The following is a 23,630-nucleotide window of genomic DNA, read 5'->3' on the forward strand; positions in this document are numbered from 1 at the left end:
CACCGTGGAAGAATGAGGCCGGCACATTCGAGCCCACACAGCCGGAGCCCGCACAGCAGACAAGGACGGCAGCCATGCCACTCGACTCCCGACCGGTCGGACGGCGCGAACGGAACAAGCAGGAGAAGCTCGAACGCATCACGGCCGCCGCCCGAGACCTGTTTGCCGAGCGCGGGGTCGACGAGGTCACCACCCAGGAGATCGCCGACCAGGCCGACATCGGAACGGGCACCCTGTTCCTCTACGCGAAGACCAAGGGCGAGCTCCTCCTTCTCGTGCAGAACTCCACGTACGCCGACGCCCTCGCCCAAGGCAGGTCGGCAGCCGAGAGCATCCCCGACGTGCTCGATGCCGTCATGGCGATCATCCGGCCAGTCGTGGAATGCAACCGCAAACAGGTCGACAACGGGCGGACCTATCTGCGCGAGATCGTCTTCGGCGACCCCGAAGAGCCGCACCACCGCGACGCGCTCGCCCTGACCGTGCAGACCGAAAAGGCGATCGCCGACGTGCTGCAGCGAGACGGGCGCACCACCGCCGGCGACGCGGCGACCCTCGCGCACGTCGTCTCCGCGATCATGTTCGTCAGCATGGCTGCGACGATCAACATCGAAAAGCCGGTCGGCGACATCGTGCAGGAGATCAGAGACCAGGTCCGCGTCCTGCTGCCGAGGTAATTGCGCGGGCCGGGTCCGACGTACTCACGGACTGTCTGGACGGCGTGGTCAGACGGGTTGGGGGAGGCGGCCGGTGCTGATGAGCCAGTCGGCGACCTGGACGAGTGAGAGGCCGACGGTGGCCGCGCACGACCGGAGGAGAGCGTTCGCGACGTGAGCGGGGATCTGGTACCGGCTCATCAGGATTCCTTCGGCGATTCCGAGGAGGAGTGCCGGGTGGGTCCAGTCTCCGAATGGCTCGGAGAGCTCATCGTCTTCGGCGTCCATGCGAGACGTCCTTCAAGGCCCTTCTCCGCTGGGCGGGCTGATGCGGGTCTACGTTCATGGTGCAACTGCGGGTGACTCGCCCTTTCCGGCTCGACGGTCGCCCGGCGGTTGTTCCACTGTAGGTCATGCATCAGTTCGGTTCAGGTGCGGTGTCAGCCACCAGCTTCGCGGCGACCTCTCGGAGCTTGATGTTCTCGCTCTGGGAAACCTGGACCAGGAAGGCGAATGCTCGCTCCGGATCCACCTGGTAACGGTCCATGACGATGCCGACGGCTCGGCCGATCTCTTCTCGTGGGTCCAAGGCAATCGCCGGGCTGGTTGCGTGTCGGGTCCAGCCGAGCGCGACCGCTGTCAGGTTCGCGAACATCAGACCCAGGAGGCGGTCATCCTGGCCGATGCTGCGCGGCTGGTTGGCGTACAGATTCAGCGCACCGCGCACGTTCGGGTCGGCCCGGAACTGGAAAGCCACCTGTGCTCGCAGACCGAGATCCGCGGCCTTGGGACCGAACACCGGCCAGCGTGGGTCGTCCCGGAGGTCGTTGACCTGCACGATCGGTTCCTCGATCGCGGCGTCCAGGCAGGGGCCTTGGTGCAGCTCGTACTGCAGCTCGTCGGCGCGTGCCGCGATCGCATCCGTGGGGGCCAGCGTCTGGATCTCGCCGGTTTTGGTGGTCAGTGAAATGCTCGCGTGATCGATCGAGGGAATGGTGTCGGCCGCGCTCCAGGTGATCATCCGCACCGCGTCTTCGCCATCGAGTGGGAACCGCAGCGATGCCGCCACCTTCTCCACCGCCTCGAACAGCTGCGCTATCTCCACAACCAGTGCCCTCTCGTCAATGGGGCTGACAAGCACCCAGGAAACCCTCAGTCCGCGCTGCCGAATCTATCCCGTCACCCCTCCGACGACGCAGTGGTCGTCAGTGTCGGGGCCTATCGGTTAGCGTTCGTCCAGGGGAAAGTGTGGTGGGATGGAGCGGCGCCGGACGAGCTCTGCGGTTGTCCGCCGGCTGACTGGACTGCTCGCAGCCGGCCTGCTGGTTGCTGCCGTGACCGGGCTCATCAAGCTCGGCGAGTCCCACGTCCCGACACTCAGCCTGCTGGTGCTCTATCTGCTCGCGGTACTGCCCATCGCGATCTTCTGGGGTACGCCACTCGCTGTCGTCACGGCCGTGCTCAGCGTGTGGGCGTACGCGTACTTCTTCATCAGCCCGGTGCACTCCCTCCTGCTTGCCGACGCCCAGGACGCGATCGGCTTGGGTGTGTTTCTCGTGACGGCGGTGGTCGTGGGCGAGCTTGCGGCTCGGCTACGGCGGGCGGCGCTGGAGGCCCAACGGCTGTCGAACGAACAGTCCGCGCTCCGGCGGGTCGCCACTCAGGTCGCTCAAGGGGTGGCGCCGAGTGCCCTGTTCACAGCCGTGACCGAAGAGGTGGGCCGACTGTGCGACGCCGATCTCGCGCGGATGGAGCGGTACGAACCGGACGGGACGGTCACCGGTGTCGCGGCCTGGAGCCGGGTGCCGGCCCATCTGGCCGTCGGCGAGCGGTTCGATCTCGACGGCCTGAGCATCGCCCGTGAGGTACGCCGCAGCGCCGGACCGATCCGGTTGGACAGCTTCGCCGGTGCATCCGGCGCGATCGCGCAGGAGGCGCAGGCCCTCGGAATCCGTTCCTCGATCGGCTGCCCGATCACCGTGGGCGGCCGGCTCTGGGGTGTCGTCGCCGCCTCCAAGACCAGCGACAGACCCTTCCCGGCCGCGACCGAGGCACAGATCGCGGGCTTCACCGAGCTCGTCGCCACCGCGATCGAGAACGCGGAGGCCCGGGCCGAACTGATGGCATCCCGCGCCCGCGTGGTGGTCACCGCCGACCGGACGCGCCGCCAGATCGAGCGCAATCTGCATGACGGCGCGCAGCAGCGGCTCGTCTCACTTGCCCTCCGGCTGCAGACGGCCCAGACGAAAGTGCCGCCGGAGTTGTCCGAGCTGAACGCGGAGCTTGACCAGGTCCATGGCGGATTGACCGACGCCCTGGACGAGCTTCGCGAGACGGCGCGCGGAATCCACCCGGCGATCCTCGCCGAGGGCGGCCTCAGCCCGGCACTGAAGTCGCTGGGCCGCCGGTCGGCGATCCCCATCCGCCTGACGCTCCGTGCGGAGCCGCGCCTGTCGGAGCGGCTCGAGGCGAGCGCCTACTACTTCGTGTCCGAGGCTCTGACCAACGCGGCGAAACACTCGCACGCTTCGCTGGTCGCGGTCACCACCGACATCACCGGCGACGCGCTCCGCGTCGAGGTCCGCGACAACGGACAAGGCGGCGCGGCCTTCAGCCGGGGCACCGGGTTGCTCGGCCTCCGCGACCGGGTGGAAGCACTGGGCGGCCGGCTGAACCTCGACAGTCCCCGGGGCGAGGGGACCACCTTGACCGCTGAGTTCCCGCTGACCGGCAGCTGACGGCCGCCGGAGCCAACGTTCGATTGCACAGAGAGTCGCGTTAGCTGGAATGCGCAGGGGCCCTCGTCGCGTGATTCTGGAGCCATGGGGTTGCGCTGCTTCATCGTCGACGACAGCACTGACTTCCTGGACGCCGCCCGCTCCCGCCTCGAAAGTGACGGCGTCACCGTGGTCGGAGTCGCCTCGACGATCGACGCGGCGTTGGCGCAACTGGACGGCGCCGAGCCCGACGTCGTACTCGTCGATGTGAATCTCGGCAGCGAGAGCGGCCTCGACCTGGCCCGGCGGATCCAGACCGAGACGACTGTGGACCCCGCGCAGGTCGTTCTGATCTCCACCCACGCGGCGGAGGACCTGATCGATCTGGTCGAGAGCGTGCCGGCCGCGGCTCTGCTGTCCAAGACAGCGTTGTCGGGTGTGGCTCTTCGCCGGATCCTCGACGACAGGTAGGTCTACCGTTAGGAGATGACGATCGACTCGGCCGTCGATGGCGGTGCGACACGCACCCGCGTTCTCCTGGCCGAGGACGACGTACTCCTGCGCCAGGGGCTGGCCAGCCTCCTCGAGCAGTCGGGGTTCGAGGTCGTCGGACAGACCGGCGACAGTGTGTGGATCCTCCCGCTGGTGCGGGACCTTTCGCCCGACCTGGTCGTGGTGGACATCCGGATGCCGCCGACGCACAGCACCGAAGGGCTGGACGCCGCCCGGGAGATCCGGCGCGAGTTTCCGGCCACCGGGATCCTCGTCCTGTCGGCCCACGCCGAGGTCGAGCACGCCATGGAGCTGCTCGCGTCCGGCCAGCGGATCGGCTACCTCCTGAAAAGCCGCGTGACGGATGTGGGCGACTTCATCGAGACGATGGAGCGGATCCTCAGAGGTGGCTCGGTGATGGACCCTGCCCTGGTGCAGGAACTGGTCGACGCCCGCCGGGCCGGCGACCCGCTCGCCGAGCTCAGTCCCCGAGAGCACGAAGTGCTCGCACTGATGGCCGAGGGTCGCTCCAACTCGGGCATCGCACGCCGGCTGTGGGTGACCGAAGCGACGGTGGAGAAACATGTCCGGCATGTCTTCGCCAAGCTGCGCCTCCCCGAGACCAGCGACGACCATCGCCGGGTGCTGGCCGTGGTCCGGTATCTCGACGCCCACTGAGTACCGGTCAGCCAGCCGCCAGGATTCCGGTTACCAGGTAGCCCGTCTGGACGCTGGCCGTGCTGACGCCCGCCCTCCGATAGCGGATCGTATTCACGAGATCAGCGGCCTGGGGAACGACCAGAGGGACCGATCGCGATGTTCACGACAAGGCCCCGGCCCGGAGCCGACTGGTGGCGGACCGCCGTCATCTACCAGGTCTACCTGCGCAGCTTCCACGACTCCGACGGCGACGGTGTCGGCGATCTGGCCGGCGTCCGCGCGAAGCTCCCGTACCTACGGACGCTCGGAGTGGACGGCATCTGGCTCAACCCGTTCTACCCTTCACCGCAGCACGACCACGGGTACGACGTCTCCGACTACTTCTCGGTCGATCCCCGCTACGGCACCCTCGACGGTTTCGACCGTCTGGTTCACGACGCGCACCGGCATGACATCAAGGTCCTCATCGACCTTGTCCCGAACCACTGCTCGACCGAGCATCCCTGGTTCGCAGCGGCCCTGGCCGCGGGCCCGGGGAGCCCCGAGCGCGAGCGGTTCCACTTCGCCGACGGCCGGGGCGAGGAACCGCCCAACAACTGGCGCTCCGTCTTCGGCGGCCCGGCCTGGCAACAGGTTCCCGACGGCCAGTGGTACCTGCACAGCTTCGCGCCGGAGCAGGCCGACTTCAACTGGCGCCACCCGGACGTGGCGGCGTACTTCGAGCAGGTACTGCGATTCTGGCTCGAGCGCGGCGTCGACGGCGTCCGCATCGACGTCGCGCACGGGTTGCACAAGGCGGACGGACTGCCGGACCACGGGCAGGCGATCGACGACGAGCTCACTGGCGACCCGCTCAACCCACACGCGTGGAACCAGCCCGAGGTGCACGACGTCTGGCGCCGCTGGCGGCAGATCGCCGATGGATACTCGGCGTTCACCGGCCGCGAACGCGTGCTGATCGGCGAGGTCGGCGTACTGGATACCCGGCAACTCGCGCTGTACCAGCGGCCGGACGAACTGCATCAGACCTTCTACTTCGAGTTCCTGCGCGCGCACTGGGACGCGCAGATTCTCTCCGACGTCGTCGACCGCGGGCTGGGCACGATCCAGGACGCCGGCTCCTCGGTCGCCTGGGTGCTGAACAACCACGACATGCCGAGATCCGTCACCCGGTACGGCGGTGGGGCCCCAGGCGCACATGCCGGGGACGTCGATCTCGGGACCGCGCGTGCGCGGGCGAGTGTGCTGCTGATGCTCGCGCTGCCGGGAGCGGCGTACCTCTATCAAGGCGAGGAGCTCGGTCTGCCCGAGGTCACGGATCTGCCGGACAGTGTGCTGACCGATCCGATGTTCCACCGTAGCAACGGGGCACGGCGGGGCCGGGACGGCTGCCGGATTCCCTTGCCCTGGTCGGCCGGCCAGGACGCTTTCGGCTTCTCCTGGTCGGATCCCTGGTTGCCGCAGCCTGACTGGTTCGCCACGCATGCTGTGGACCATCAGCTGGGCAGGGGCGAATCGATGCTGCATCTGTACCGCGAGGCACTCGGTCTGCGCCGGCGGCTTCCGGCACTGGCTTCGAACGACTTCGATTGGCTGGCGACCGAACCCGGCGTACTGGCCTTCACCCGCGGCGACGGCTTCTGCTGCGTCGTCAACTGCTCGTCGAGAGTGGTCGCTCCGCCGGTCGACGGCGAACTACTGCTCGCGAGTCACCAGGATGCGGGCGACAAACTCTCGCCCAACAGCGCGGCGTGGTACCTGCTGTCGTCGCCGACCCCCACCTAGCAGGCGGGCCTGGCGTCTTGAGAACCCCTCCAACACCTCGGCGCCAGGCCTGCCCTTCCAAGGAGTTCCGATGCGACAGATTCGGATAGCCAAAGTCATTCGCAGAAAAGACAGACGGTACGACGACGACGCTGCGCTCCCGCTCGACCCCAGGGACCCGGACATCGTCCGAGCCAAACAAGCACAGCTCAGACGTGCCAGGTTGGCCGATAAATGAGCTCCTAGGTACGGCCGTCGACCGTTCGGTGCTCGAGGTCGAAGTCGGCCGGCGTTGAACCGCGGGCGGCCGGTGATGAGGAGGGCATGCGGTGTCCGTTCTGGTTCACGGCCGCGGGGTCCAGGTGGTGTCGGTCGCCGTGCGTGCCGGCTGATCAGCGGGGTTGGCGGTGGTGCGCGAGTGCCGCGTGATGGTCGGTGTCGCCGGTGTCGCGTGGGCTGACGTGCACGGTGACCGCCTCGAGTTTGGGTAGCTGATGCAGCAGTCGGTGGTGGACTTCGTTGGCGATCTCGTGGCCTTGGATCAGGCTCAGGCTCGGGTCGGCGACGATGCTGACTTCGCCGTGGATGCGGTGGCCGGACCAGCGGAGGCGCAGCTCTTCGATGCTCTCGACGCCGGTCGTCGTGTGGATGGTGTGTTCAGCAGTGTCGACGAGTGCGGGGTCGACGGCGTCCATGAGTCGCCGGGAGATGTCGGTGGCGGCGCCTTTGAGGACGACGAGGATGGCGGCGGTGATGACAAGCCCGACGATCGGGTCGGCGAGCGGGAAGCCCGCCAGAACACCGAGGGCGCCGAGGACCACCGCGAGTGACGTGAAGCCGTCGGTGCGGGCGTGCAGACCATCGGCGACGAGCGCCGCCGAGCCGATCTGCCGGCCGACGCGGATGCGGTAGACAGCGACCAGTTCGTTGCCGGCGAACCCGATGAGCCCCGCGACGATGAGGATCCCGGTGTGTTCGAGCGGTCGGGGGTCGAGGAGACGTCGTACGGATTCGTAGCCGGCGACCAGGGCCGACAAGATGATCATGGCGACGATGAACACACCGGCCAGGTCTTCGGCGCGACCGAAGCCGTAGGTGTAGCGGCGGCTGGCCGGGCGGCGCGCGAGCACGAACGCGATCCACAGCGGCACGGCGGTGAGCGCATCGGAAAGGTTGTGGATGGTGTCGGCCAACAGGGCGACCGACCCGGTGAACACGACCAGCAGCGCCTGAGCAACGGACGTGACACCGAGGCCGGCGAGGCTGATCTTGACCGCCCGGATCCCTGCAGCATTGGACTCCAAGGCCGAGTCGACCGAGTCCGCGGCCTCGTGGCTGTGCGGCCGGAACAGCGACCAGGCCCAGCCCACGAAACGGCCGGACTCTTCGCCGTGCTCATGTCCGTGCCGATGTCCGTGCCCGTGCCCATGCCCGTGGCCCTGACTGCGGCCGTGTCTGTCGGAGGTGCTCATGGCCGGCCGTGCTCCGTTCGCTCTGCTCTTGGTGCTTGCTACTGCCCGCCTATGTTATCTGCGCAAGCACGCATATACGCAAGTAGGCGGATAAGTTAGTGTGGGTGGATGCACTCGTCGCTCGACAACTTCGAGATGCCCAATGAGGAACAGGTCCACCTGGCCGCGGAGTCGTTCCGGCTGCTGGCCGATCCGACGCGGATCAAGGTCTTGTGGGCGCTGTTGCAGGGCGAGTCCTCGGTGGCGTGCCTGGCCGAGCTCGCCGGCGCGGCACCCGCGGCGGTCAGCCAGCACCTGGCCAAGCTACGCCTGGCCGGCCTGGTCAAAGGCCGGCGGGAAGGGACGTTCGTCTACTACTCCGCCGCCGACGACCACGTGAAGAGCCTGCTGGATCAGGCGCTGTTCCACGCCGATCACATCGACCGCGACATGCCCGGCGTCGCATCCGAAGCTGCGGACACCGATGACGGTTCGGTGACACGTCCGGCCTGAACCCGCCTCGTTCAGGTTGCGCACATTGTCTGCCGGGCGGCGCGACTGCACGGCGATCGTCGGGCGTTCGTCGCCGCAGGCAACTACCCGGCGGCCGGTGCCGGCCGGAAACTGGCGACATGGCCACGTGGGCGCCGGATCTGATCGGGCCGGTTCGGCTCGAACTGGTCGCGCTGTCCACCAACTGCCCGGCGAGCACGCGATGCGAGGCGGGGCCCGGTTCGAACTGAAGTGGGACGAGTTCTTTCACCGAACCTCTCTAGCGATCAGCTGATTCGGCAAGAGGCTCGACCTGCCGATATCTACTGGTCGGGTTGTGGGCGGAGCCCGTCGAGGATGAGGGCGAGCATGCGAGGTGACCGGTCCTGGGGCTCGGATGGAGCGCGCCAGAGTGCGCCGGTGAGTTGGAGGAAGTCGCCGGCGTCGGCATCCGTGCGGATACTGCCGTCCTTCTTGCCTGCGTCAAGGAGTTTGGTGATCGCTGCGACAACAGGCCCGTAGGTCTGCTCGGTGATCGCCTGGTGTGCGGTGGGGCTGAGGGCATCACCGAGGCCGTGCTTTCTGCGCATCGCTTCGACGAGGTCGGTCGTCCAGTGCCGAAGCGCTTCAACTGGCGGCATCTCGGCCAGCAGCCCGGGCACGGTGCCGATGATCCGTTCGACCTCGTCCTGGTAGACGGCGAGAACCAGCGCCTCCCGGGTGGGGAAGTTGCGATACAGCGTGCCTGCGCCGACGCTCGCGCGCTGAGCGACCTGGTTCATGGAGGTCGTGCCGTCCTCGGCGAAGGCGTCGCGCGCGGCCGCGAGGATGCGAGCCCGGTTCTCGCGGGCGTCCGAACGAACCACTGGAACCTCACCTTGCTAAGCGGAGAGCTCTCCACTACTCTATCTGGAGACCTCTCCACATAGCTTAGAGGAGCATCATGCAGTACATCAAGCTCGGCACGACCGGCCTGGACGTGTCACCGATCGCGATCGGCGCGATGACCTACGGCGAGCCCGATCGTGGCCATCCCGTGTGGTCGAAGGGCGAGGACGAGGCGCGACCGCTGATCCGGCACGCGCTGGACGCGGGCATCAACTTCTTCGACACCGCGAACATGTACTCCAACGGATCCAGCGAAGAGATCCTCGGTCGCGCGCTGAAGGATTTCGGCGACCGCGACGCGGTGGTGATCGCGACCAAGCTCCGGCATCCGATGCGCACCGGCCCCAACGGCCGCGGCCTGTCGCGGAAGGCGGTCATGACCGAGGTCGACAACTCGCTGCGCCGGCTCGGGACCGACTACATCGACCTGTACCAGATTCACCGCAACGACCACTCGACCCCGTGGGAGGAGACTCTCGAGGCGCTCAGCGATCTCGTGAAGGCCGGCAAGGTGCGGTACCTCGGTGCGTCCTCGATGCACGCCTGGGAGTTCGCGAAGGCGTTGCATCTGCAGCAGCAGAACGGCTGGGCGCGGTTCGTGTCGATGCAGGACCACTACAACCTGCTCGCCCGCGAGGAGGAGCGGGAGATGATCCCGCTGTGCCTGGACGAGGGCGTCGGCACGATTATCTGGTCGCCGCTGGCCCGCGGCCGCCTTGCTCGCGGTTGGGACGATGCCAGGTCGACGATGCGGTCCGAGACCGACAGCGCCTTTGCGGACATGCTCTATTCGCCTGAGCAGGAGGCGTCCAACCGCGCGATCATCGACGCGGTCGGACAGGTCGCACAGATCCACGGCGTCAGTCGCGCCCAGGTCGCACTCGCCTGGCTGCGCCGTCAGCCGGTCGTCACAGCGCCGTTGGTCGGGGCCGGTTCGATCCAGCAGATCGACGAGGCTGTGTCGTCCCTGGACGTCGAACTCAGCGACGACGACGTACGCGCCTTGGAGGCTCCCTACACGCCGCGCTACGACTGGCAGGGAATCTCCGACGAGGCCGAATTGGAGGCCATCCGCCGACGCGTCCCCGGAATGGCACTGTCGTGAATCGCATCGTGCGCGCCGGCGCGACTGCTCGCACCGGCGCGCTCCTGCTCCTCCTCGATCCACTCGTGTCCTGGGCCGCCGAGTTCATCACCGCGGCAGCCTGGCCGGACCCGCCGTACGCGCCGCTCTACAACTGGGTCAGTCACCTCGGCCCGACCTGACCGGCCCAGACCGCGTTCGGGCAGGTCGGGAACTCCTCGCTGGGGGTGGTCATGGACGCAGGCTGGGTGATCTACGGGTCCTACTGATCGTCGGCACCCTCCTCGTGCTCGACTTCCGCCAAGGGTGCCCGCCCGATCGTGTTCGTCGTACTCGCGGTCCTCGCCGGCGTCTCGCTCGTCGGTCTGTTCCAGGGATCGAACCAGAACGTCGCCAACGGCCTGATCGCGTTCCACACCTCGACGCGCAAGGTGTCCTGCCCGCCGGCAATGGCATGGCGATGGTCGTCGGCGCCAACGGATCCCGCATCGGGCTCGACCGCGGCCGGTCCAGCGCGAGCCTCGTGCTCGGCATCCTCGGCCTGGCCATGTTCCCGTCTTCATCGCCGACGTGTTCACCGGCTGGGTGTGGAACAGCGGCATCTTCCAACGCGGCGGCCGTCGGGAGCGCGAGTCGCGTACGTCAGTGGCTGGTGACGACGAGGGTTGGTGGGGGATGGACGACGCCTGGGAGTGCGGCGGTTTCGTAGGCGTGGCGTAGGCCTGGGTGCCAGGCCAGGAGGCGGGTGCGGGATCCTGCGTCCAGGGCTATTACCAGCCAGTCTTCTTTGGTGAAGGCCAGGGCCGGTTGGAATTTGGCGGGGAGTTCGATGCCGGGGACGATCTCCAGGCGGCCGGTGTCGAGCTGCAGCGTCGCGATGTCGAGGGGCGGGAGTGGGTGGCCTTCGAGGTCGGAGTCGGACGTGGAGGGGTGGTCGAGGAGGAAGGCGAGCGTCTTGCCGTCGGGGCTGACGACGCCGCAGCAGGCGGGGCGGGGAAGCGGGGATGCGGTGGTCTTGCCGCCGGCGATGGCCCGGCGGTGCAGCGTGCACGATGACGGGTCGTCGTGGCAGCCGCTGGTCCAGAAGACCTGGCCTGCACCCGTCGCGAGCGGTGCCACATGTTGATCCAGCTTGGCCTGCAACCGACCGGTGCGTGCATCGACGAGTGCGAGCCACGTCGGTGAGATTCCCGGATCGGGCTGCATCAGACCGACGACCGTGTCGCCCACGATGGCGGACGCGTAGAAGCCGAGCGGCAGCCGCACCCGCTGCCCGCCGGCGAGCGGAGCGATCGTTCCGTAGGGGTTGTCGATGTCGCTGGCAAAGGATGCGATCCACAGGTGATTGCCATCGGTCAGGGGCGACTCGGTAGGACCGAGTGGCCGGATGACACTCACCTGGTGATCGACCCCGACGCGCAGCATCGCGTACGGAGCCGCCTCGTCGCAGGAGCCGGTGGTCGCGTACGCCGTGATCGGATCGCCGGCCAGCACAGCGGCGTACTCGCCCGGCCGGACGACTTCGTCAGGCAAGGTCGTCGTCCGGCCGCTGTCGAAGTCGACCAGCCGTAGCCGGTCCCCGCCGAGCAGCACCTGGATCCCGGTGCGCTCGGCCGGCGGCGTACTCGACACGATCGGCAGCAGTACGTCTGCTCCACACGCGCCGGGCGTTGTCGGCCACGGGCTCGCCGCCCGTCCATCGGGGATGACGCTGATCAGCTCGGACGGGGTGGTATTCGGCGGCGTAGGCGCCGGACCCGTCGAGGCGCGAAGAACGATCAGGGTCAGCACCGCCAGCAGGATCAGCCCCCACCCGGCGATCCGGCGCCCACGCCTCGAAGCGTTCCCCACCTCGAGAAGCTCTTCCTGATCACGCTCCACACCCCCCATGAAATCACCGCACCCCTGGAACCGCCCGCAAAGTCCGGGACACCGACAAGATCCGAATCTTTGTCGGTGGCTCATTCCGAACCGATACCTGGTCCTCGGCCGATTCGTGACTGAGACGTTGAGCCTTCGAGAAACCCTGCACGACGCCGCTGAGACACGTGCCACGATGGAGAGATGGAGGAAGCTCACGACCTGCTGGAGGCGCAACGGCGACAAGCGCTCCGACGGCTGGCGAGCTTGTCGGGCGACTTTCACGAGGTGGTCGCAGCCTCACGAGACTCCAACGCCGACGACGAACACGACCCTGAGGGCGCGACGATCGCCTTCGAGAGATCCCAGGTCACGTCGCTTGTGCAACAGGTCGAGAAGCAGCTGGCGGAGATCGAGGCAGCATTCGACCGGCTCGCAGCCGGCACCTACGGCGTTTGCGAACACTGCGCCCAACCCATTCCCGCAGCCCGTCTGCAAGCAAGACCTGCAGCCCGCACCTGCATCAACTGTGCTCAGCTCGGGACGACGTGAATGCCCAGCTCAGGACCAGGTGAAGTGGACCTCGAGGGAGACCTCGAGCTTGGTGTCCCCGGGGGTGATGTGGATTTCGGACTCGAACCCGGCCTTGGCTCCCAGAGCCTGTTCATGGAAGCCGTGGTGGCCGTAGGTCTCCGAGATCCCGGTGACCGCGCCGAGGGAGCGCCCGCCCAGTTCGGCCAGCTCCTTGGCCTTCTGCCGCGCCTGCCGAAAGGCCAACGCCCGGGCCTCAGTCAACAGCGCGGTCTTGTCGTCGACGTCGAACCGGATGGCGTGTAGGTCGAGACTATTTCCGGCTGCCTCCACAGCCACGTTGAGCAACCGCCCGAAACCGAGCAAGTCCCGGCTCGTCACGGTCAGCAGATGCGCCGCGCCATATGTCTGCGGCCGCCCTGGTTCCCGGTAGTGCTGGGAGACCTCGACTTCGGTGGTCCTGATCGCGGACGTGTCCACACCTTCGGCCCGCAAAGCAGCCGTGACGGCGTCGGTACGCTCGGCCACCTCGGCGACAGCGGTCGCCACGTCGCCGGCCCGGTATGCGACCGCCAACGACATCCGCAGCACATCAGGCGGCGCACTGGCCTGCCCCGACCCCACAACTGTGATCCCTGGATCCATGTCGGCAGTGTGCCACTCGGCCGTGACAGCGAATCCTGACGCCGTTTGCTCTTGAAAGCCGGCGGCAGTTGGGGTGGGGGCTGAGGTGAGATCTCCGCGACTTTGACCTCAGCGCGAGTGGATCGGCGGCGGCGCGGGCTGGTGGAGCAGACGGATCGCACGATGCGCTCGATGACCCGGACCAGGATCGAGTGACCGTACGGCTCGGTGTCGGGGATCTGCGCCGGCGCCAGGTCGGTCGCCGTGGCAGCAGCCGATCCCTTCTTGCCGGTGACAGGTGACCGGGTTGGCATCGATCTCGATGACCAGGCCCGGCAGCACACACCCACCCGCGGCCGCGGGCCGGTACCAGCACCAGTCACACGTTCAGCTCGGTCATCGTCATGACCGAACGGCCATCGGAGTCGTACGTGCCGCGCTCACCACGTTCGAGAACGCCGTACCGGGCAGTTCGTCGGGGACCAGGCGCATCATCGTGCCGATCACCGGCTCCACGATCCCGCCGAAGTGCGGCAGAACCGGCGGCCGGTACGACAAAGCGGTGCCGTGCTGGTCGCAGTCCCGGCGCAGAGCCTCACTTTGACCACACTCGCGTTGTCCACGGACAGCTCGTACGGCTTCCCGCTCATCGGCCACACCATGATTCAGATGGGCTGGGTCTGGGGTCAGAGTTTGTCGATCCGGCTGCCGAGTCGGCGGGCGGCTGCGGTGAGGATGTCGGGGTCTTGCAGGGTGTTGGCGAGTAGTGCGTGTCCTTCGTAGGCGGCGATGAGCTCGAGTGCGAGTTGGTGGGCGTCGCGTCGATGGCCGGCGTCGCGAAATTGTTGTTCTGCCCAGGTGGTGAGTCGTCGCATCAGGTCGGCTGCGGTGGGGTTGGTGCGTTTGTTGAGTTCGGTGCAGAGGCTGCCGAGCGGACAGCCGTGGCGTGCGACGGTCTGGGATTGTCCGGCGAGCTCGTGGATGAGGGCTTTCAGCCGGGCTTTAGGTGTTCGGTGCTGGGCGTCGATGGCGGCGAGGGTGGCGTTGATGTCATGGGTGTGGGCCTGGATGACCGCGCCGATGATGTCGTCTTTGGTTTTGAAGTAGTAGTAGACGTTGCCGGGGGGAACGTGGGCGGCGTGGGCGATGTCGGCCAGTGTTGTCCGTTCGATGCCGTTTTCGTGCAGCAGTTGCACGGCCGCTGTCACTAAGCGGTCTCGTTTGCTTGGTTGCGGCTGGTCGGCGGTAGCCCGGTCCGTCGTTGAGTCAGTCATCTCACTAACAGAATAGCGCGGCTTGTTGGGGCGGGGCGGTGCAGGTCAGGTGGCTGTTGGGCCGGGTTCGGGGGTGGTGTCTGCGTTGATCATGACAAGGGGGGCGGCCTGGTGGGTGTTGCCGATGCGTAGGGCGATCAGCGCCGCGGTGGCCATCATGATGCTTCCGACCAGCAGGGCTAGGTGGTACCCGTCTTTGGTGGCCTCAACGGGCGTGGTCCCGGACGCAAGCAGATGGTTGGTGCGGGAGATCGCGACAGCGGAGAGGATGGCTAGGCCGAGGGCACTGCCGATCTGTTGGGAGGAGTTGAGCAGCCCGGCGGCGAGACCTGCCTTGTCGGCGGGCACGCTGGCGTTCGCGGCGGCGGTGACCGAGACGAATACCGCTCCGGCGCCGAGGGACATGGTGAGGAATCCGGGTAGCAGGTCGGTGGGGTAGGAGCCGTGGAGCGGTACTCGGGACACCCAGTAGATGCCGATGGCGGCGAGCAGGCAGCCGGCGATCACGACAGGACGGGTGCCCAAACGTGTGACGAGTTGGGAGGCGAGGCCGCCGGCGATGGCGAATCCGGCGGTGATCGGGAGGTAGGCGGCGCCGGCTTTCAGCGGTGAGTAGTTCAGGACTTCTTGCATGTAGAGGGTGGCGTAGAAGAACAGGGAGAAAAAGCCGCAAAAGGCGATCAGTTGGGTCAGGTCGGCCGCCACGAGTCCCTTGATCCGAACGATCGCCAGTGGCAGTAGCGGGTTGGCGCTTCGGATCTCGTTGAGGACAAACGCGACCAACACGATCGCCGACCCGCCCAGCGTGGCTACTGTCTGGGCTGATCCCCAGCCGACAATGGGTGCCCGCACCAGGCTGTAGACGAGTAGCAGCATGCCGCCGGTGACCAGCACGGCGCCTTGCGTATCGAACGCCGACGATGCACCCGTCCTGGCTCCGGTTTTGGTTCCGTGGTCGTTGGCGAGCAGAGCGATCGCCCCTGCCGCCACCAGCAGGTAGATCGGAGGGTTGACGAAGAATACCCACCGCCAGCCCGGTCCGGCGGTCAGCACACCGCCAAAGAAAACACCCGCTGCTGCGGCCATCCCGCTCACAGCTCCCCACACGCCCAGAGCGCCATTGCGGTCCTTGCCTTCGCTGAAGCTGGTGGTGAGCTCGGACAGCGCGGCCGGCGCCATCAGCGCGGCACCGATCCCTTGGACGAGCCGGGCGGCGATGAGAAGCCCGGCATTGCCAGCCAGCCCGGCCGTGAGCGAGGTGACCGCGAACACGCTCAGACCAATCAGCAGCATGCGCCGGCGCCCGAGCAGGTCCGCCAGGCGCCCCCCTAGCAGCAGAAAACCGCCATAGGTCAGGACGTAGCCGCTGGCGACCCACTGCAGATTCTGCTGGGAGAACCGCAGGCTGTGCTGAATCGAAGGCAACGCCACATTCACGATCGCAGCATCGACGATGTCGAGGAACTGCACCGCGCACAGCAGCACCAGAGTGATCGCGCCGAGCCTGGACCGAAGAACCAGACGCGCGTCGCCATTTCCGTCGACACTGGCAGTGCCCTGTTGGTCCGCTGACGCCATCGCGTACGCCTCCTCATGCGAGGGAGTGAGTGAGCTGACTCACTGAGTCTTGGGTGTGACACCTCGCCGTGTCAAGTGAGTCAACTCACTAACACCCGTCGTCGCGGGCAGGACGAACATGCCTGGGAAGATCGAGCCGATCCGCGCATCCACTGAAGGACTGATGGCGGGCACCGCAGGCCGTCGATTGACAGTCCTCCACGGCCCGGCAGTTCCCAGGGCGTGCCGTCAGATCAGCCAGCGGCGAGGCTGCGAACGAGACCGCTGGTGCCATACCCATGCCCGCTCGTGCTGACAACCCCATCGGCACCCGGCTCACCCCGGCGACCACCCCGTCGTCCGCGCCGCTGACCCAATGCAGGCCGCCCGCCCTCGGGTCTGCATGCTCAGATAGGCCGCGCGCGGCAGAGGCTGCGGGCCGATGTCGGGTTTCCCGCCCGCCGCCCGAGATGCGCAGGTGATCGATATCCGGACGCGGCGCTCCCGGCAGCCAGTTGCGTTGTGGTAGCAGCAGCCACGACTCTCGTCGTCGAAGAGCGTGGAGGGAACGCAGTGGGGCGGTGACTTCGACCACCCCGTTCGGTTGCACCTTGACCAGTGGCTTCTTCACGTCGGCGCCGCCCCAGCGGTAGGAGGTGAACTCGTCGGGCCAGGGAGAGCCAGACTCAGCCGGGGTCAGTACTGCGGCGAGCTGACCTGACTGGTCCAGTTTCAGCGGAACGGTTCGACCGATGTTCACAGCTCGCCGTCGGCTGTGTAGGGGCCGGCGATGACGACGTCGGGGTGGGTGATCGGGCCGAGAACGCCGCCGACGATGACCTCTCGGGTCTCGCGGTGCTTGACCTTTCGTCGGGGTCCTTAGGGGCGTCCCGCACTGTCATGTTGAGGGTGTTGATCAGTACGTGTGCGACAGCCATGTCGGGATGTGGAGCTGCTTGGGTCCACGGCACGCAGGCTCCTGAATGGGACCTCGGCGCTTTGCCGGATTGCGCCACGAGCGGATGTTGGCGGGAACGGTCATTGACCCAGGGCCGCGCTTTAGATCACTTCACCAGTGGTTGGTTGTTCCGGACCGATGAGACGACGTCGAGGATGGCCCGGGTGGTGGCCTTGGCGTACCGCTCGTCGGTGATAAGCCCAGGATGGCTGGCGCCCTCGACGACGCGGTGCGAGCTGTCGGTCGACAACGTCGCCAGTTTGTTCTGTGCAGTGTCGTGGGCGGCGTCGGTTTCGGCGCCGGCGGTGAGGACGACCAGCGGTTTGTCACCGAAGTTCGTGAGCATTGCGGCCTCTGCTCCGGAGGCGTTCGCCTGGACGAACTCGTCGATCCAGCCGGAGGCGTAGTCGGCGGTTGCGGTCTTGGCGCGGACTTCGTCACGCGACTGCGGGGGCAGATCGCCGTAGCCGAAGCTCCCGACCAAGCGCACCAGCCCGATACGTGCAGCTGTGGCGCCGAGTGCTGCAACACGATCCGTGACGGCGTCGTAGGAGCCGCTGTCGTACGCCGTTGCTCTGGCCCGGTCGGCGTGGGTGGCCGGGTTGGTGGAGTCAATCGGCACCATGCCGGCGACGTCGCCGGGGTAGCGGTCGGCGTAGGTGAGGATGTAGAGGCCGCCGAAGGAGTGACCGGCCAGCACGTAGGGTCCTGGAACGTTTCCGCGTTGCAGCAGCGTGTGCAGGTCAATTGCTATCTGGGTGGCGTCTTGTGGGCTGTCTGCGGGCTCGCTCCAACCGCGACCCGCTCGGTCGTAGACGCAGACCCGGGTATCGGCGGCTACGGCGGGCGCTATCCATGCCATGACCGAGGAGAAGTCGCCTCCTCCCGGTTCGAGGATGACGGTGGGGCTGCCGGTGCCGGTGCAGTTGAGGTGGAGGTGGTGTCCGCCGACGTCGATCAGTTGACCCGGCATCGGGTACGCGTTGGCGTCCCCCGCTTCGCGAACGGTCTGGTAGCCGCCGCCGACCGAGGCGACAGCCAACACCGCTAATACTGGGTAGAGCAGCCAGCGTCGGCTTCGGCTATGAAGCTGTCGCCGTGCCCGTACGAACATCCAGATCACCAGTGCCAGTAGCACAGGTGGCCATACCCAGTTCAGCACCTCCCGCGATGAGCTGCCGAATCCGATCAGGACAAGACCACCCAGGCCCATGAACAGCGCAGGTACTGCCGCCCATCTCTGGGGTTGATCGGTGTACCTCGTCGAGAGGATCGCCAACATCGCCCAGCCCACAGCGAATCCGCACAGCACTGCACCCGTCACGTCGTTCTCTTCTGGCGAGATGAACGGGGCGGCAACGAGGAGCAGGGCGGCGATCAGGCCGGTCGCCAGTGACGCGGCCACGATCCGGCCGATGTGGCCCGCGGGTTGGGGATCGGAGCCGTCGCCCGGACGGACCTGACCGGGGGCAGTGGGGGTGGTGGCCATGAAACGCAACTCCTCGCGCATGTGGCGCAGCGCGAGCACAGTCATCTGCACTTGAGGCACGTTCCGTCATCTCCGACACTACGCGCAGAACATCGATTTGATCCGCCCCGAAGATGACGAGATCCGCAGCGGGCCGCCAACATATGGCTGGGATCACTCAGAGAGAGCCCGCGCACGCCGACCGCTCATCGGCTACGGGTTGGAGCGGCGTCGGTCACGGATCCGCGACCCACGGTCTGTCGCGGTGGTCCAGTTCTGGCTCTTCCGCAGCGTGTCCGACAGGTGTCGCTCACGGTCAACCCAAACGCGAACCATGGCTGACCTGGTCGAATCTGCCACGGGTGAGCTCATCGGTCACCGCGACCCCGACAGAATTGACCTTGACCCAGGCGTCACGGCGGCCCGGCATGTAGCGCGACGCTGCGTCTTTGACGACAAGTCCGTCGACCCCCATCGCGGCGGGCAGTACATCGAACCACTCGGTCGCCTCGTCGACGTCGTCGTTGACAGGCGTCAGCTGCAAGGGCGGTGTATTAACCGAATCAGTCTGCGTGGTTAGAGGGCGTGTCGAAGCGGGTGGCTTGTGTGCTGGGAGCAGCGTTGCAGGCATGACTGGGAGCAGCAGGACGCCTGATCCGGATGTCCGTGCCGATGGCTGCGTTCGGGCGACGGGTCAGCAACCGGGGTTCATCGGCGTCGATGTCAGGGGCTTGGAGCTATGGGTTCGGCGCGGTGGCAGGATGGTCACATGCCTGACGAACGTCCAGTCGTGACGCTTTCCGACGGCCTGATCACCCTGCGGCCTTGGTCGAGAGATGACGCCCGGTTCATGGCGGAAGCAAGCGCCGATCCAGCGATCCGACGCTATAACGGTAGCCACGACCGGGTAGGACACCCGACTCCACCGCTCTCGACCGCGGACGCTGAGGCCGTCATCGACCAATTCGCGTTGAGCTGGCGTGCGTTTGCTGCGACTGGGACACCCTCTGGTGTTGCGTTCGCAATCCTGGACACGAGATGTGGCGAACTGGTTGGCTGCTGTGGCGTCGACGACTGGTCCGAAGAGGACGTAGCACAGTTCGGTTACTGGATCGCACCCAATGCGAGAGGGTGCGGCCATGCGACTCGAGCCGCGATCCTGCTCACGGGCTGGCTCTTCGACGTGGGAGCAGCTCGCGTCTTCCTGACGATCGTGGCGGGGAATGAGGGTTCAGTCACTGTGGCTCGCCGAGCCGGGTTTGTGTATGAGGGAACGATGCGCGCACACAGCGTTTGGCAGGGCAAGCGCTGCGACGTGATGTGGTTCGCGGCGCTGCCGCTTGAGTGGGCAATGCGCCGGCCGGATGAAGAAACAACGCGCGACAAGGCGCCCTGCCACCAATAGGGGCGCCTTCTGACGCAGCAATCAACTGAACATTCGGGCCGGTCTTCCTGGTGCTGCGACCTGCGCCGGATCGCCGAATCGGGCGCACCGACGCCACCGCGGGTTTCTCGGCCTCGGGGAACATCGGTACAGCGGTGAGCCGGCCAGGTCGGCGGCACACTGTGCTCGTCCGAGGCCGAACAGAACTTCAGGCACAGCGCCCCAATAAGACGGCAGGAACCAGCCCGTCGAGGTGCATCGCGCACTCCAAACTGCCTAGTTCGGATAAGGGCCCCACCCCATGGACAGCTGCTCGAGGCGTTGGCGGCGGACGGTCCAGCGTTGCGTGCGCAGGTCAACGCCGCTTACCGCGAGCAGATCGAACGCGGCGTAGGATGCGGGCAGCTCGGCGGCCTTGGCGCGAGCCTTCGTCGGGCTGGTGACGAGGTGCTGCTGGAGCGCATCGAAACTCAAGCGCCCGTCAGCGCCGAGGATCACCAGCTCACAGTCGAGCACCGCGCCGTCGGGGATTTGACGGATCGCCGCGGCGGCGATGTCGGGGAACCGGTCGGTGATGTCGTTGCGGTTGCGGGTTCACAGCCGCGCCTCTTGCCCGCGGCGGACGATCGCGACCCGGATAGCTGACTGAACTCTGCTGCCTCGCGCCGGTCCGGTCAGCGGACGAACCAGAAGCAGAGGGGGTCCAGATTGGTCTCGGCCGGTGGACACTGGGGATCGTGGGGGCAGGCGGCATGGAGCCACTATCTCGGCTTGCGGGAAGAGCAGCCGAGCAGGAACTTCTCGCGAGTGCTCTAGGGAGGACCGTGAGTGGCGAGCCATGCGCAGTTGTCGTGCAGGGTGAGGCCGGCGTCGGCAAGACGTGGCTGGTCCGTCAAGTATGCGAAGGTCTCGGCGGTGACGTGCAGGTGTTGTGGGGTGCTTGCGTGCATTTCGGACAGGCAACGGTCCCTTTTGCGCCGGTGATCGGCGCGCTTAACGCATGGTTGATGCATGCTGATGCGACGACTCGCCAGGAGGTGTTGGCCGGAGCTGACGAGCTCGGTTCCCTCTCGCCAGCTCTTGGGAATTCACGGTCCGACGACCCAGGGCGGCTGCTTCCCCTGCTAGACCTCGTGTTCAACCGGATCGCCCAGGTCGCGCCGACTGTCCTAGTACTGGACGATCTGCAATGGGCGGACCGTACTTCGCTCGATGTTCTGGCGTATCTGATATCCGGGTTCGGCGGACAGCGTCTAGCCTTGCTGGCGACGTGTCGCGACGAGCATCGCGACGAGGGCAATCCCCTGCACGGTTGGCTGGCTGACATGCGGCGAACGCCGGCATTCACCGAAGTCCACCTCGACCGGCTCGATCTCGCGGCAACGGAAGCGCAGATCGCAGGTTTGCTAGGGCATGCGGTAGACATTGAGTTGGCTGCCCGGGTCCATGATCGATCGAGCGGCAACCCCTACCTCACAGAACTGTTGATCCGCGATATGGCCGGGAGGGGACGACTCGAGAGCGAGTGGGTGGTTCCAGCTGCTACGCCGACAGCGTTGGGCGAGGCATTACTGTCCAATTGGCATGGCCTGTCCGCCGCTGCGAGGCAGATCACCCGCGTGCTTGCGGCTGCCGGACGCCCGATCGAATTCGGCATCCTGACCGACGTCCTGGCAGCGCGCGGCGTGGAAATTGCAGATTTGTCCGGCTACGTCAGGGAGGCTCGGGATCAGGGCGTGGTCAGTCCGGAGGATGACGGACGGCTGTGGTTCCGCCACCCGCTCCTGGCCGAGGTTCTGGAAAGCGCCATGGCGCCAGACGAGGCGGCCCGCGTCCACGCAACCTATGCGGAGGTGCTCGGATCCCGGCTCGGCGACAATCCACAGAGGGCGGCAGCGGATCTGGCGGTTCACAACGCCTTCGCCGGCCGGACTGACGAGAGCTATCGATGGTCGCTTGCGGCGGCCGATTACGCGCAGAGCCTGCACGCCCCGGCCGAGGAAGCCACGAATCTCGAGCGCGCATGCACGCTGTGGGATAAGTCTTCTCCGAATGTCCGTGGGTCAATAACCTCCCGCATCGATCTGCTGTTCAGGGCCAGCCAGGCTTGTGACCGTGCCGGACGGGTCAATGCCGCCATCGATTGCTTGGACCAAGCCGTAAGGTTGGTGAACCCGGAGCGCGACCCCCTTCTGGCCAGCACACTTCTGTGCTCAATGCGCGAACTCAAATGGCAGCAAGCGGCACCTGGGAACGCCGTCCTTCCCGAAAGTGTCCAAGCCGTCCAGCTCACCCAGCGATTCCCTCACAGCCCCCAGCGGGCGAGAGCGCTCGCCGGTCTGGCTGACGCGGAGAAATGGGATGACCTTCTACCCGATGCCGCAATGCACGCAGACGAAGCGGTCCAGATCGCCCGCAAGTCGGGATCGAAAGCCACCCTCGCCGGCACTCTTAACGCCCGAGCATCCGTCCGCCTACACCGCGACGAAGTCGAGGCGTCCATGGCGGACGCCGAAGAAGCGGATCGGCTTGCTAGATCATGTGGTGACAGCGCGCAGCAAGCGGCCGCAGCGAACTGGCGCGTCATCTGTCTGTCCGAACTCGGTTCGACGACCGAAGCCACCACAGCCGCCTTGGATGGGTTCGATGCCGCAGTTAGGAACGGGTCGCCGCACTGGGGATACTTTCTGGCGGCTCTCGCAGCTGAGGGCCTGTTGCACTCCGGGCGCTGGCAGGAGTGCCAAGATCTTCTGCGGGACGCGTTGTCGAGACACCGCGGCCCGATCCCGGCGGCCGGGCTGCGAATGGTTGCGGCCCGACTCGCGGTCCGATCGGGAAACTTGACGGCGGCCAGACAGCACCTTGGGCGAGCACTCGAACTGATCCCGGGTGACTACCCTGGCCTTCGGATGCGGATGGCACTGGCTGGCGCCGAGGTCTTCGTCGCATCTGGTCAGCCCCTCCAGGCCCTCGAATGGGTCACGTCCCGGATCACCCACCACGACCGAACGGCGACCGGCACAGGAAACCTCCGGGCAGTTAAGTACAACGACCAACTGCTCCTACCCCTCGCGAACGCCGCGGCTGAACTCGCGGTGGCCAGACGTGACGCTGGCGCCACCCCGGATGTGGCTCGGGCAGAATCCGTCCTGGCCGACATGATCGCGCGGTGGCCGCACGAGCCTTTCGCTGCCACGCGTGCCACTACGACCCAGGCGATGCGCAGGGCGCTCTTTGCGGCCGAAGTCGCCCGCTGCAAGAACGATCCGAGCCAGGCCGAGCGCTGGCAAAGCGCAATTGAGAAATGCGACGCCGCCGGCGCTCCATGGAACACCGCGGTAGCGCAACTACGCCGCGCCAATGCCCTGCTCGCAGCTGGGACAACCTCCCCGGACGTGGCCGACTTGCTCCGCGGGGCCCACCGCCAAGCCGTCGCACTCGGAGCCCAGCCATTGCTGCGCGAGGTCGACGCCCTCGCGAGGATGGCGCGCGTCACCCTCCTCGAACCCGCGAAGGCGACGGACTCGACTCCGACTCCGCCCGCGCTGGCGAGCCTTACAGCGCGCGAAAGGGAGATCCTGAGCTTCCTGGTCGCCGGCCGCTCGAACGGTGAGATCGCCAAGGACCTTGTAATCAGCGACAAGACTGTGAGTGTGCACGTGTCCAACATCCTCCGCAAGACCGGCACGTCGACACGGGTGGAGGCGGCAGCCCTTGCCGAACGACTGACCGGCCACCCCGAGAGCTGACGATGAACGGGCCTCGGACCC

The 23,630-nt window shown here is 66.8% G+C and carries 23 protein-coding genes and 1 pseudogene; 11 read left to right on the top strand and 13 right to left on the bottom strand.

Features of this window, described 5'->3' with window-relative positions:
* Positions 1-74 precede the first annotated feature (74 nt).
* Positions 75-677 (top strand): TetR/AcrR family transcriptional regulator, encoded by a 603-nt coding sequence (locus EV653_RS00140; protein WP_134096741.1) that lies wholly within the window; start codon positions 75-77, stop codon positions 675-677.
* 48 nt (positions 678-725) lie between these two features.
* On the opposite strand, the gene EV653_RS00145 is transcribed toward EV653_RS00140, so the two are convergent.
* Together EV653_RS00145 and EV653_RS00150 are read right to left on the bottom strand one after the other, a co-directional pair.
* Positions 726-944 (bottom strand): ANTAR domain-containing protein, encoded by a 219-nt coding sequence (locus tag EV653_RS00145; protein WP_134096743.1) that lies wholly within the window; start codon positions 942-944, stop codon positions 726-728.
* Between the two features lie 130 nt (positions 945-1,074).
* A complete protein-coding gene (locus EV653_RS00150; protein ID WP_238159475.1) occupies positions 1,075-1,761 on the bottom strand; it encodes a GAF and ANTAR domain-containing protein in 687 nt (228 codons plus the stop codon).
* Positions 1,762-1,912: 151 nt separating this feature from the next.
* Between EV653_RS00150 and EV653_RS00155 the strand changes: the two genes are divergently transcribed.
* The 4 genes from EV653_RS00155 to EV653_RS00170 all read left to right on the top strand — a co-directional run bounded on the left by EV653_RS00155 (position 1,913) and on the right by EV653_RS00170 (position 6,310).
* A complete protein-coding gene (locus EV653_RS00155) occupies positions 1,913-3,394 on the top strand; it encodes a sensor histidine kinase (RefSeq protein WP_134096745.1) in 1,482 nt (493 codons plus the stop codon).
* A gap of 84 nt (positions 3,395-3,478) precedes the next feature.
* Positions 3,479-3,844 carry a response regulator gene (locus EV653_RS00160; RefSeq protein WP_134096747.1) on the top strand — a complete coding sequence of 122 codons (366 nt, stop codon included), beginning with the start codon at positions 3,479-3,481 and terminating at the stop codon, positions 3,842-3,844.
* Positions 3,845-3,859: 15 nt separating this feature from the next.
* Positions 3,860-4,543: a response regulator gene (locus EV653_RS00165; RefSeq protein WP_134096749.1), complete on the top strand. Its 684-nt coding sequence runs from the start codon at positions 3,860-3,862 to the stop codon at positions 4,541-4,543.
* A gap of 138 nt (positions 4,544-4,681) precedes the next feature.
* Complete coding sequence (locus EV653_RS00170; protein WP_134096751.1) at positions 4,682-6,310, top strand: glycoside hydrolase family 13 protein; 1,629 nt, start codon at positions 4,682-4,684, stop codon at positions 6,308-6,310.
* Positions 6,311-6,681: 371 nt separating this feature from the next.
* Here EV653_RS00170 and EV653_RS00175 read toward each other — a convergent pair whose 3' ends face one another.
* The gene (locus tag EV653_RS00175; RefSeq protein WP_134096753.1) at positions 6,682-7,761 is read right to left on the bottom strand and encodes a cation diffusion facilitator family transporter; all 1,080 of its coding nucleotides are present in this window, start codon (positions 7,759-7,761) and stop codon (positions 6,682-6,684) included.
* Positions 7,762-7,869: 108 nt separating this feature from the next.
* On the opposite strand from EV653_RS00175, the gene EV653_RS00180 reads away from it, so the two are divergent.
* Entirely contained in the window at positions 7,870-8,253 is a 384-nt protein-coding gene (locus EV653_RS00180; protein ID WP_134096755.1) for an ArsR/SmtB family transcription factor, read from the top strand.
* Positions 8,254-8,555: 302 nt separating this feature from the next.
* Here the strand turns inward: EV653_RS00180 and EV653_RS00185 are convergent, their stop codons facing one another.
* A complete protein-coding gene (locus EV653_RS00185) occupies positions 8,556-9,098 on the bottom strand; it encodes a TetR/AcrR family transcriptional regulator (protein WP_134096757.1) in 543 nt (180 codons plus the stop codon).
* A gap of 77 nt (positions 9,099-9,175) precedes the next feature.
* On the opposite strand from EV653_RS00185, the gene EV653_RS00190 reads away from it, so the two are divergent.
* The gene (locus EV653_RS00190; protein WP_134096759.1) at positions 9,176-10,225 is read left to right on the top strand and encodes an aldo/keto reductase; all 1,050 of its coding nucleotides are present in this window, start codon (positions 9,176-9,178) and stop codon (positions 10,223-10,225) included.
* The gene (locus EV653_RS41500) at positions 10,222-10,386 is read left to right on the top strand and encodes a hypothetical protein (RefSeq protein ID WP_202871425.1); all 165 of its coding nucleotides are present in this window, start codon (positions 10,222-10,224) and stop codon (positions 10,384-10,386) included. Before EV653_RS00190 ends, EV653_RS41500 begins: the two co-directional genes overlap by 4 nt.
* A gap of 80 nt (positions 10,387-10,466) precedes the next feature.
* Here the strand turns inward: EV653_RS41500 and EV653_RS41505 are convergent, their stop codons facing one another.
* Together EV653_RS41505 and EV653_RS00200 are read right to left on the bottom strand one after the other, a co-directional pair.
* Entirely contained in the window at positions 10,467-10,634 is a 168-nt protein-coding gene (locus EV653_RS41505) for a hypothetical protein (RefSeq protein WP_202871426.1), read from the bottom strand.
* A 212-nt stretch (positions 10,635-10,846) separates the two neighbouring features.
* The gene (locus tag EV653_RS00200) at positions 10,847-12,085 is read right to left on the bottom strand and encodes a hypothetical protein (RefSeq protein WP_134096761.1); all 1,239 of its coding nucleotides are present in this window, start codon (positions 12,083-12,085) and stop codon (positions 10,847-10,849) included.
* Positions 12,086-12,268: 183 nt separating this feature from the next.
* Here EV653_RS00200 and EV653_RS00205 point away from each other — a divergent pair, with 183 nt between their 5' ends.
* The gene (locus tag EV653_RS00205; RefSeq protein ID WP_134096763.1) at positions 12,269-12,616 is read left to right on the top strand and encodes a TraR/DksA family transcriptional regulator; all 348 of its coding nucleotides are present in this window, start codon (positions 12,269-12,271) and stop codon (positions 12,614-12,616) included.
* Between the two features lie 9 nt (positions 12,617-12,625).
* Here the strand turns inward: EV653_RS00205 and EV653_RS00210 are convergent, their stop codons facing one another.
* The 6 genes from EV653_RS00210 to EV653_RS00235 all read right to left on the bottom strand — a co-directional run bounded on the left by EV653_RS00210 (position 12,626) and on the right by EV653_RS00235 (position 19,020).
* Positions 12,626-13,240: an SIMPL domain-containing protein gene (locus EV653_RS00210; protein ID WP_134096765.1), complete on the bottom strand. Its 615-nt coding sequence runs from the start codon at positions 13,238-13,240 to the stop codon at positions 12,626-12,628.
* A gap of 381 nt (positions 13,241-13,621) precedes the next feature.
* Entirely contained in the window at positions 13,622-13,876 is a 255-nt protein-coding gene (locus EV653_RS00215) for a hypothetical protein (RefSeq protein WP_166679246.1), read from the bottom strand.
* Between the two features lie 29 nt (positions 13,877-13,905).
* Complete coding sequence (locus EV653_RS00220) at positions 13,906-14,415, bottom strand: TetR/AcrR family transcriptional regulator (RefSeq protein WP_202871616.1); 510 nt, start codon at positions 14,413-14,415, stop codon at positions 13,906-13,908.
* Positions 14,416-14,538: 123 nt separating this feature from the next.
* Positions 14,539-16,071, bottom strand: coding sequence for an MFS transporter (locus EV653_RS00225; RefSeq protein WP_134096769.1), 1,533 nt, complete (start codon positions 16,069-16,071; stop codon positions 14,539-14,541).
* 1,043 nt (positions 16,072-17,114) lie between these two features.
* Positions 17,115-18,542: an alpha/beta fold hydrolase gene (locus tag EV653_RS00230; protein WP_134103710.1), complete on the bottom strand. Its 1,428-nt coding sequence runs from the start codon at positions 18,540-18,542 to the stop codon at positions 17,115-17,117.
* A gap of 250 nt (positions 18,543-18,792) precedes the next feature.
* Positions 18,793-19,020 (bottom strand): hypothetical protein, encoded by a 228-nt coding sequence (locus EV653_RS00235; RefSeq protein WP_134096771.1) that lies wholly within the window; start codon positions 19,018-19,020, stop codon positions 18,793-18,795.
* A gap of 225 nt (positions 19,021-19,245) precedes the next feature.
* Between EV653_RS00235 and EV653_RS00240 the strand changes: the two genes are divergently transcribed.
* Entirely contained in the window at positions 19,246-19,881 is a 636-nt protein-coding gene (locus EV653_RS00240) for a GNAT family N-acetyltransferase (protein WP_166679247.1), read from the top strand.
* 255 nt (positions 19,882-20,136) lie between these two features.
* Here EV653_RS00240 and EV653_RS00245 read toward each other — a convergent pair.
* Positions 20,137-20,442 (bottom strand): annotated as a pseudogene (locus EV653_RS00245) (ATP-dependent DNA ligase); the annotation flags it as partial.
* A gap of 170 nt (positions 20,443-20,612) precedes the next feature.
* Here EV653_RS00245 and EV653_RS42560 point away from each other — a divergent pair.
* Positions 20,613-23,609, top strand: a complete 2,997-nt coding sequence (locus tag EV653_RS42560; RefSeq protein ID WP_305000367.1) for a helix-turn-helix transcriptional regulator — start codon at positions 20,613-20,615, stop codon at positions 23,607-23,609.
* Positions 23,610-23,630: the final 21 nt, after the last annotated feature.

It is taken from the genome of Kribbella pratensis (assembly GCF_004365355.1).
Classification (GTDB): domain Bacteria; phylum Actinomycetota; class Actinomycetes; order Propionibacteriales; family Kribbellaceae; genus Kribbella.

What these genes read in the sequence shown, in the direction of transcription:
- EV653_RS00165 (WP_134096749.1), top strand. Translation starts at nt 3,860, where the DNA reads ATGACGATCGACTCGGCCGTCGATGGCGGTGCGACACGCACCCGCGTT.
- EV653_RS00190 (WP_134096759.1), top strand. Translation starts at nt 9,176, where the DNA reads ATGCAGTACATCAAGCTCGGCACGACCGGCCTGGACGTGTCACCGATC.
- EV653_RS42560 (WP_305000367.1), top strand. Translation starts at nt 20,613, where the DNA reads ATGGAGCCACTATCTCGGCTTGCGGGAAGAGCAGCCGAGCAGGAACTT.
- EV653_RS00210 (WP_134096765.1), bottom strand. Translation starts at nt 13,240, where the DNA reads ATGGATCCAGGGATCACAGTTGTGGGGTCGGGGCAGGCCAGTGCGCCG.
- EV653_RS00155 (WP_134096745.1), top strand. Translation starts at nt 1,913, where the DNA reads ATGGAGCGGCGCCGGACGAGCTCTGCGGTTGTCCGCCGGCTGACTGGA.
- EV653_RS00205 (WP_134096763.1), top strand. Translation starts at nt 12,269, where the DNA reads ATGGAGGAAGCTCACGACCTGCTGGAGGCGCAACGGCGACAAGCGCTC.
- EV653_RS00145 (WP_134096743.1), bottom strand. Translation starts at nt 944, where the DNA reads ATGGACGCCGAAGACGATGAGCTCTCCGAGCCATTCGGAGACTGGACC.
- EV653_RS00140 (WP_134096741.1), top strand. Translation starts at nt 75, where the DNA reads ATGCCACTCGACTCCCGACCGGTCGGACGGCGCGAACGGAACAAGCAG.
- EV653_RS00170 (WP_134096751.1), top strand. Translation starts at nt 4,682, where the DNA reads ATGTTCACGACAAGGCCCCGGCCCGGAGCCGACTGGTGGCGGACCGCC.
- EV653_RS00230 (WP_134103710.1), bottom strand. Translation starts at nt 18,542, where the DNA reads ATGACTGTGCTCGCGCTGCGCCACATGCGCGAGGAGTTGCGTTTCATG.
- EV653_RS00240 (WP_166679247.1), top strand. Translation starts at nt 19,246, where the DNA reads ATGCCTGACGAACGTCCAGTCGTGACGCTTTCCGACGGCCTGATCACC.
- EV653_RS00225 (WP_134096769.1), bottom strand. Translation starts at nt 16,071, where the DNA reads ATGGCGTCAGCGGACCAACAGGGCACTGCCAGTGTCGACGGAAATGGC.
- EV653_RS00180 (WP_134096755.1), top strand. Translation starts at nt 7,870, where the DNA reads ATGCACTCGTCGCTCGACAACTTCGAGATGCCCAATGAGGAACAGGTC.
- EV653_RS00160 (WP_134096747.1), top strand. Translation starts at nt 3,479, where the DNA reads ATGGGGTTGCGCTGCTTCATCGTCGACGACAGCACTGACTTCCTGGAC.
- EV653_RS00175 (WP_134096753.1), bottom strand. Translation starts at nt 7,761, where the DNA reads ATGAGCACCTCCGACAGACACGGCCGCAGTCAGGGCCACGGGCATGGG.